Origin of the sequence: Mycobacterium sp. (assembly GCF_035603715.1) — a bacterium.
Classification (GTDB): Bacteria; Actinomycetota; Actinomycetes; order Mycobacteriales; family Mycobacteriaceae; genus Mycobacterium.
Genome location: NZ_DATNJW010000709.1, coordinates 1 through 6,555, shown reverse-complemented (window position 1 = coordinate 6,555; position 6,555 = coordinate 1). Strand labels below are relative to the sequence as shown.

Below are 6,555 nucleotides of genomic sequence, written 5' to 3'. Positions count from 1 at the left end.
AGCCGATACAGTCGGTGCAGTGAGCCAAGCAGCTAATGTTGGGGCGATGAGTCACGCCGCACCGCCCGCGCTGACAGTCCGGTACGACGGATCGCAACGAACCTTCGCCGCAGGTCATGACATCGTGGTTGGCCGCGATCTTCGCGCCGACATGCGCATCACGCATCCGCTGATCTCCCGGGCACACTTGCTCCTGCGCTTCGACCAGGGCCGCTGGCTGGCCATCGACAACGGTTCGCTGAACGGCACCTACGTCCACGGGCGGCGCGTGCCGGTGATCGACCTTCATGACGGCCAGGCCATCAACATCGGCAATCCCGACGGGCCGCAGCTGACTTTCGAGATCGGCCGCCACGATGGTGTCGTAGGCCGGCCGCCGCAGACGACGTCGATGCCGATCGCCAAATCACCGGCGCCCGCCCGGCCGGGACCCGCACCACAGCAACCACGCCCGGCCCCCGGGCCGAGGCCACCCGGGCCGATCGGCCCGGGACCGTCGCGCCCGTATCCCGGGGCTCAGCCTCCGCCCGGCTACCCGGCGCAGCGCCCGCCGGCGTATCCGGCGGGCCCGCAACACCAGGCGCCGCCGCCGATCCGGCAACCCGCGGCCCCGGTCGCCTCGGCTCCGCCGGTGAACGTTGCGCCCAAGACCCAGATGGCACCGCCGGCGATCAGCACGCCACCCGAAGTCGGCAACCTGGCCACCAAGATGATCCAGGCGATCCTGCCGGGCTCGCTCACCCCGGACAAGCCGCCGGGTTCGGCGACGATCGGACGCGCCAACGACAACGACATCGTGATCCAGGATGTGCTGGCGTCGCGTCATCACGCGTTCTTGGTCGACTCGCCGCTGGGCACCGAGATCCGGGACGCACACAGCGTCAACGGCACCTTCGTCAACGGCGTCCGCGTCGGCTCGGCGGTGTTGAACGAGGGCGACGTGATCACGATCGGCAATATCGACCTGGTCTTCACCGACGGCAACCTGATTCGCCGGACGGAAGCAGCGACCCGCACCGGCGGCCTGGAGGTCAACGGCGTTCACTTCCGGATCGACGGCAAGGAACTCCTGGACGGAATTTCGCTCACCGCGCGTCCGGGCACGCTCACCGCGATCATCGGGGGCTCCGGAGCGGGCAAGACCACGCTGTCGCGGCTGATCGCCGGATACACCCGGCCCAGCGCCGGCACAGTCACGTTCGAGGGCCACGACATCCACGCCGAGTACGCGACGATGCGCAGCAGAATCGGGATGGTCCCGCAGGACGACGTGGTGCACCGGCAACTGACCGTCAACCAGGCATTGGGTTACGCCGCCGAGCTGCGACTGCCGCCGGACACCAACAAAGAGGAACGCGCGCAGGTCGTCGCGCAGGTGCTGGAGGAACTCGACCTGACCAAGCACGCCGACACCCGCGTCGACAAGCTCTCCGGCGGGCAGCGCAAGCGCGCGTCGGTCGCGCTGGAACTGCTCACCCAGCCGTCGCTGCTACTGCTCGACGAGCCGACCTCCGGTCTGGACCCCGCGCTGGACCGCCAGGTGATGTTGATGCTGCGCCAGCTCGCCGACGCGGGCCGTGTCGTGCTGGTGGTCACTCACTCGGTGTCCTACTTGGACGTGTGCGACCAGATCCTGCTGATTGCCCCCGGCGGCAAGACCGCCTTCAACGGGCCACCCAGCAAGGTGGGTGAAGCGTTGGGCACCACCAACTGGGCGGACATCTTCGCCAACGTGGGCGCCGATCCGGACGAGGCGAATCGCCGCTTCCTGGAGCAAGGCGGTAGACGAGACCCGCAGGTGCCGGCTCCGGAGAGCCCGGCCGACTTGGGCGAACCCGTGCACACCGACCTGCTGCGCCAGCTCTCCACGATCGCGCGCCGCCAGGTGCGTCTGGTCATCTCCGACCGCGGCTACTCGGTGTTCTTGGCGGTGCTGCCGTTCCTCATCGGTGCCCTGTCGCTGACCGTGAAAGGCCCCAAACCTGGTCTGGGGCCGGCCGATCCGCTCGGCCTGGCGCCCACCCAGCCGCAGTACATCATGGTGCTGCTCAATATCGGGGCCGTGTTCATGGGCACGGCGCTGACCATTCGCGACTTGATCGGCGAGCGACCGATCTTCAAGCGAGAACAGGCGGTCGGCTTATCCACCACCGCCTACCTGCTTGCCAAAGTCGCTGTGTTCTGCGCCTTCGCGACCACGCAGGCGGCGATCGCGACGATCATCGTCAGACTGGGCAAGGGCGCGCCCACCGCGCACCCGCCGTTCTTCGACAACTCGACGTTCTCGCTGTTCGTCACCGTTGCCGGCACCTGTGTGGCCTCGGCCATTCTCGGCCTGATGCTCTCGGCGCTGGCGCAGTCCAACGAGCAGATCATGCCGCTGCTGGTGGTCTCGATCATGTCGCAGCTGGTGCTTGCCGGCGGAATGATCCCGGTGACCGGCCGGGCCGGTCTCAACCAGCTGTCCTGGCTGACACCGGGACGTTGGGGTTACGCCGCGGGCGCGTCGTCGATCGACTTCCCGAACCTGGTCAAGGTCAAGCAGATTCCGACCAATGACCCGATATGGCAGCACTCCAAGCACATCTTCCTGTTTGACATGGGCATGCTCGCTGCGCTGTCGCTGTTCTACGCGGGCTACGTGCGGTGGAGTATCCGGCTCAAGCGTTAGTCACCGATCGCGCTCGCTGTCCATGCGCAATCCGTGGGCAGCGGCGTAGGCAAGGCCTTGGGCGATGTCGACGCGCGCGCGAGTCAGCGATGCGGTGGTCCACAACGACGGGTCGACGACGGCGCCACGCAGATCGGCGTCATCCAAACGAGTGCCCGTGGTGCGGGCACCGGTCAGGTCGGCGCCGCACAGCACCGCCTTGCGCAGATCGGTTTGCACCAGGCTGGTCTCGCGCAGCCGACACCCGCTCAAGTCGACACCACGTAGGTCATTGCCCCCGAGCACCGCGAGCGTGAAGTCCACCTCGTCGAGGATCAGCGGCCGCATGCGACACCGCTCGAATACCGAGCCCAGCATGCTGCACTGGCGAAAGGTGCTGTGCCACAGCGTGGTCAGCTTGAATGTGCAGTTGCGAAACGCCGATCCCAGATGCTCCGACTCGGCGAGGTTGACGCTGCTGAAATCGCATTCGGTGAATACCACGCGCTCGGTGCGCAGTCGGCTGAGGTCATCGTCGCGGAAGTCACGACCGACGAATTCGCAATCCGTCCAATCCACTACGCAGTGGGCGTCAAGCTTGTCAGCGCGTATTCGCTGACCGCGATCAACGCGTCGGTCGCCGATCTGCGATCCCTGGCATCGATGTTGATCACCGGGACATGCGCGGGCAGCGTCAACGCTTTGCGCACCTCGGCGGCGGGAAACCTTGGCGTGCCGTCGAATTCGTTGACCGCGATGAGGAACGGCAGCTTGCGATGCTCGAAGAAGTCGACTGCGGCGAAGCAGTCCTGCAGACGCCGGCAGTCCACCAGGATGACCGCGCCGATCGCGCCGCGGACCAAATCGTCCCACATGAACCAGAATCGACGCTGTCCGGGCGTGCCGAATAGGTAGAGCACCAGATCCTCGTCGAGCGTGATCCGGCCGAAATCCATAGCGACCGTGGTGGTCCGCTTGTCCGGAGTGGCGTCCACCATGTCGACACCGGCAGACGCGTCGGTGACCATCGCCTCGGTCCGCAGCGGCATGATCTCGGAGACCGCGCCGACGAATGTCGTCTTACCGGCGCCGAATCCACCGGCGATGACGATCTTCGTGGACGCGGTATCGCGCGACTTCGGCTGCGGTGGGCCCGCATCAAAGCGCTCGTAGGCCACGGAGCGTCCTTCCTATCAGTTCGCGGCGTTCGTCGCGGGTCGAGCGTTCGGTCAGTGTCCGGTTCACTCGAAGGTAACCCGAAGTCACCAGATCGCCGACCAGCACACGCGTCACACCGAGCGGCAAATTCAGCCGAGCCGATATCTCAGCCACCGACGGGCTCTTGACACACAGTTGAACGATTCTGCCTCGGACGTCGTTGAGCGGCCACCGGTGAAACATGGCCGACTGCAAAGTCTGCACTGGCGCTTCCAACGGAATGTCGACGCTGGCCTTGGTCCGGCCGGCCGTCAGGGTGTACGGGCGGACAAGGCTCGCCTCAGCCGCAGACGGCTCGGATCCGGGTGGCTTGCGCTTGTCCATGGCGGCTCACGAATGCAATGGTGCGCGTCGGGTCGATTGCACGACGTTGCCCACCCGTTCGACGAGGACGGCCATCTCGTAACCGATCTGGCCGATGTCACACGATGTCGCGGCCAGCGTTGCCAGATGCGAACCGTCACCGACCTGCATCAGCAGCAGGTAGCCGTTCTGCATCTCCACCACCGACTGCAAGACCTGCCCGCCGTCGAACAGTTGCGCGGCGCCGTTGGCCAGGCTGGCCAGCCCTGAGGACACCGCGGCGAGCTGGTCGGCCCGCTCCTTCGGCAAGCGCTCACTCGCTGCGACCAGCAACCCGTCGACGGATACCAGGATGGCGTGCGTAACCCCGGGGACTTCACGGGCGAAATTCGCCACCAGCCAGTCCAGCGAGTTGTCGGGGCGCGGCGGTTGGCTGGACCTTCCGGGTGGAAAGGCAGAGGTCATTCGTGATCGGTTCCTAGATCTGTGTCGCGGGCATGCGATCGTCCTGCGCGAACGCCGCCGAAATGATTGCTGATGGAGGTGCGGACGGCGTCGGGGTCTCGCACCGGCGCCTCGTGTGCGGGGGTGCGCCCAGACTGGAATCCGCCGTTCGATGCTAACCCGTTGTCCTCGCTGGCGCGGTGGTGCGCATTTCCGTTCTGCTCGCTGTCGGCACCGCCGGGCACCAGCCGGGCGCCGGGCTCGCGCACCGGTAGACCCTGTTCGGTATGCGCCTGCACGGCGACGCTCTCGACTTCGGCTGCGGCTGACCAGCCGCGATCCCACACCGACTGCCAATCCAGATCCGGGCTGTGCGCCAGCTCGCGGGGGTCGACCAGCCATTCCGAGAGCATCCGCTGGTAGATCAGATCGTCCTGCGGTGCCTGAGTCGCCGGCGCCGCGGCCTCGGCGGTCCAGACGTCGTCGACCTCTGGCAGATCGACCTCAGCCGCCGGTTCCGAGGCGGCCGGTTCGTCCTTGGGACGGTGCCGGTTCTCCCGGTTGAACCGCACCCGCGAGCCGAAGAACGACGATGTGTTCGAAACCGGCTGCGCCGCAGGCTGTTCCGGAGCCGACTCGACGGGCTCCTCGTGCGGGACGGGCGCTTCGCCGGTGATGCCACTGCTTCCCGGTCGGCGCCGCGGCAACAGGCTGACCGAAGACTCCGTCGACTCGGAGCCGTTGCGCTCGCCGGCGTCGGTGAGCGACGTGAACTCTGGGCCGTCGTCGTAGTCCGGCACATCGGCCGGCGGTTCGGACAGCGGCACAAGGGCCGGCGCTCCCGCTGCCGGCTCCTGCGGCACCGACGGGCCCGCGTCAGTGTCCACCAGCACCGTCGCCGGCAGATAGACCTCGGCCGTGGTTCCCGAGCGGGCTTCCTCGATCGACGAGCCACGCAGCCGCACCCGGATCCCGTGCCGGTCGGCCAACCGGCCGACGACGAACAGACCCATGTGACGAGCGCTGTCGGGGGTGACCTCTCCCCCGGCGCGCAGACGCATGTTGGCGATGCGGCGGTCGCCATCGGTCATGCCTAGCCCGACGTCGACGATCTGCAGCAGAACCGCCCCGTCGCTGCGGAACCCGGCCGAGACCCGAACCGGGGACGCCGGCGGCGAGTAGCGCAACGCGTTGTCGAGCAACTCCGCGATCACGTGGACGATGTCGCCTGAGGCCGCGCCGGCGATCGTGCAGTCGGGCACCATCGACGTTTCCACCCGGCGATAGTCCTCGACCTCGGAGGCGGACGCGTGGATGACCGACGACAGCGGCACCCCGGCGCGCTGATCTCCCCGAGAACCCGGCGCACCGGCCAGCACCAGCAGGTTGGCGCCATTGCGGCGCATCCGGGCTGCGAGGTGGTCGAGCCGGAACAGGCTGTCGAGTCGCTCGGGGTCCTCTTCGTTGCGCTCGAGCCGGTCGATCAGCGAAAGCTGCTGGTCGACAAGTGAGCGGTTGCGCCGCGACATGGTTTCGAACATGTCGTTGACCAGAAGCCGCAGCCGCGATTCGTCGCCGGCCAGAAGCAGCGCCTGCGTGTGCAATTCGTCGACCGCATGCGCTACCTGGCCGACTTCCTCGGTGGTGTGAACGGGCAGCGGCTCGGGCGGCGATTCGTCCCCGGCCCGAACCCTGGTGATCTCGCGCTCGAGATCCTCGTGGGCGACCTTCAGAGCGCTGTCGCGGAGCACTCGCAGCGGCCGGATCAGCGAACGCGCGACCAGCAGCACGACCAGGAGCGCCGCGATGAGGGCCGTCACCACCACAACGGCATCGCGGATCGCGGCATTGCGCCGGTTGTGGGCCTGGGCTTCGACGGCCTTGGTCACCTGTGCGGTGGTGTCCTTGATGATCTGCGCGGCGATACCGTCGGTGGTCTG

6 protein-coding genes are annotated in these 6,555 nt (G+C 67.3%); 1 reads left to right on the top strand and 5 read right to left on the bottom strand.

Going from position 1 to position 6,555, the window contains the following annotated elements:
• Positions 1 to 46 precede the first annotated feature (46 nt).
• Entirely contained in the window at positions 47 to 2,671 is a 2,625-nt protein-coding gene (locus VN856_RS28540; protein ID WP_325695596.1) for an ATP-binding cassette domain-containing protein, read from the top strand.
• Here VN856_RS28540 and VN856_RS28535 read toward each other — a convergent pair whose 3' ends face one another.
• The 5 genes from VN856_RS28535 to VN856_RS28515 form a co-directional block, all read right to left on the bottom strand.
• Complete coding sequence (locus tag VN856_RS28535; RefSeq protein ID WP_414687078.1) at positions 2,672 to 3,229, bottom strand: pentapeptide repeat-containing protein; 558 nt, start codon at positions 3,227 to 3,229, stop codon at positions 2,672 to 2,674.
• On the bottom strand, positions 3,229 to 3,828 hold the full coding sequence (locus VN856_RS28530) for an ATP/GTP-binding protein (RefSeq protein WP_325695590.1): 600 nt from the start codon (positions 3,826 to 3,828) through the stop codon (positions 3,229 to 3,231). The genes VN856_RS28535 and VN856_RS28530 overlap by 1 nt, the downstream gene beginning before the upstream one ends.
• On the bottom strand, positions 3,809 to 4,192 hold the full coding sequence (locus VN856_RS28525) for a DUF742 domain-containing protein (protein ID WP_325695587.1): 384 nt from the start codon (positions 4,190 to 4,192) through the stop codon (positions 3,809 to 3,811). The genes VN856_RS28530 and VN856_RS28525 overlap by 20 nt, the downstream gene beginning before the upstream one ends.
• Positions 4,193 to 4,198: 6 nt before the next feature.
• Entirely contained in the window at positions 4,199 to 4,636 is a 438-nt protein-coding gene (locus VN856_RS28520; RefSeq protein WP_325695584.1) for a roadblock/LC7 domain-containing protein, read from the bottom strand.
• Positions 4,633 to 6,555: ATP-binding protein (locus tag VN856_RS28515; protein WP_325695581.1), on the bottom strand; the 1,923-nt coding region annotated here is incomplete at its 5' end. The genes VN856_RS28515 and VN856_RS28520, both read right to left, overlap by 4 nt.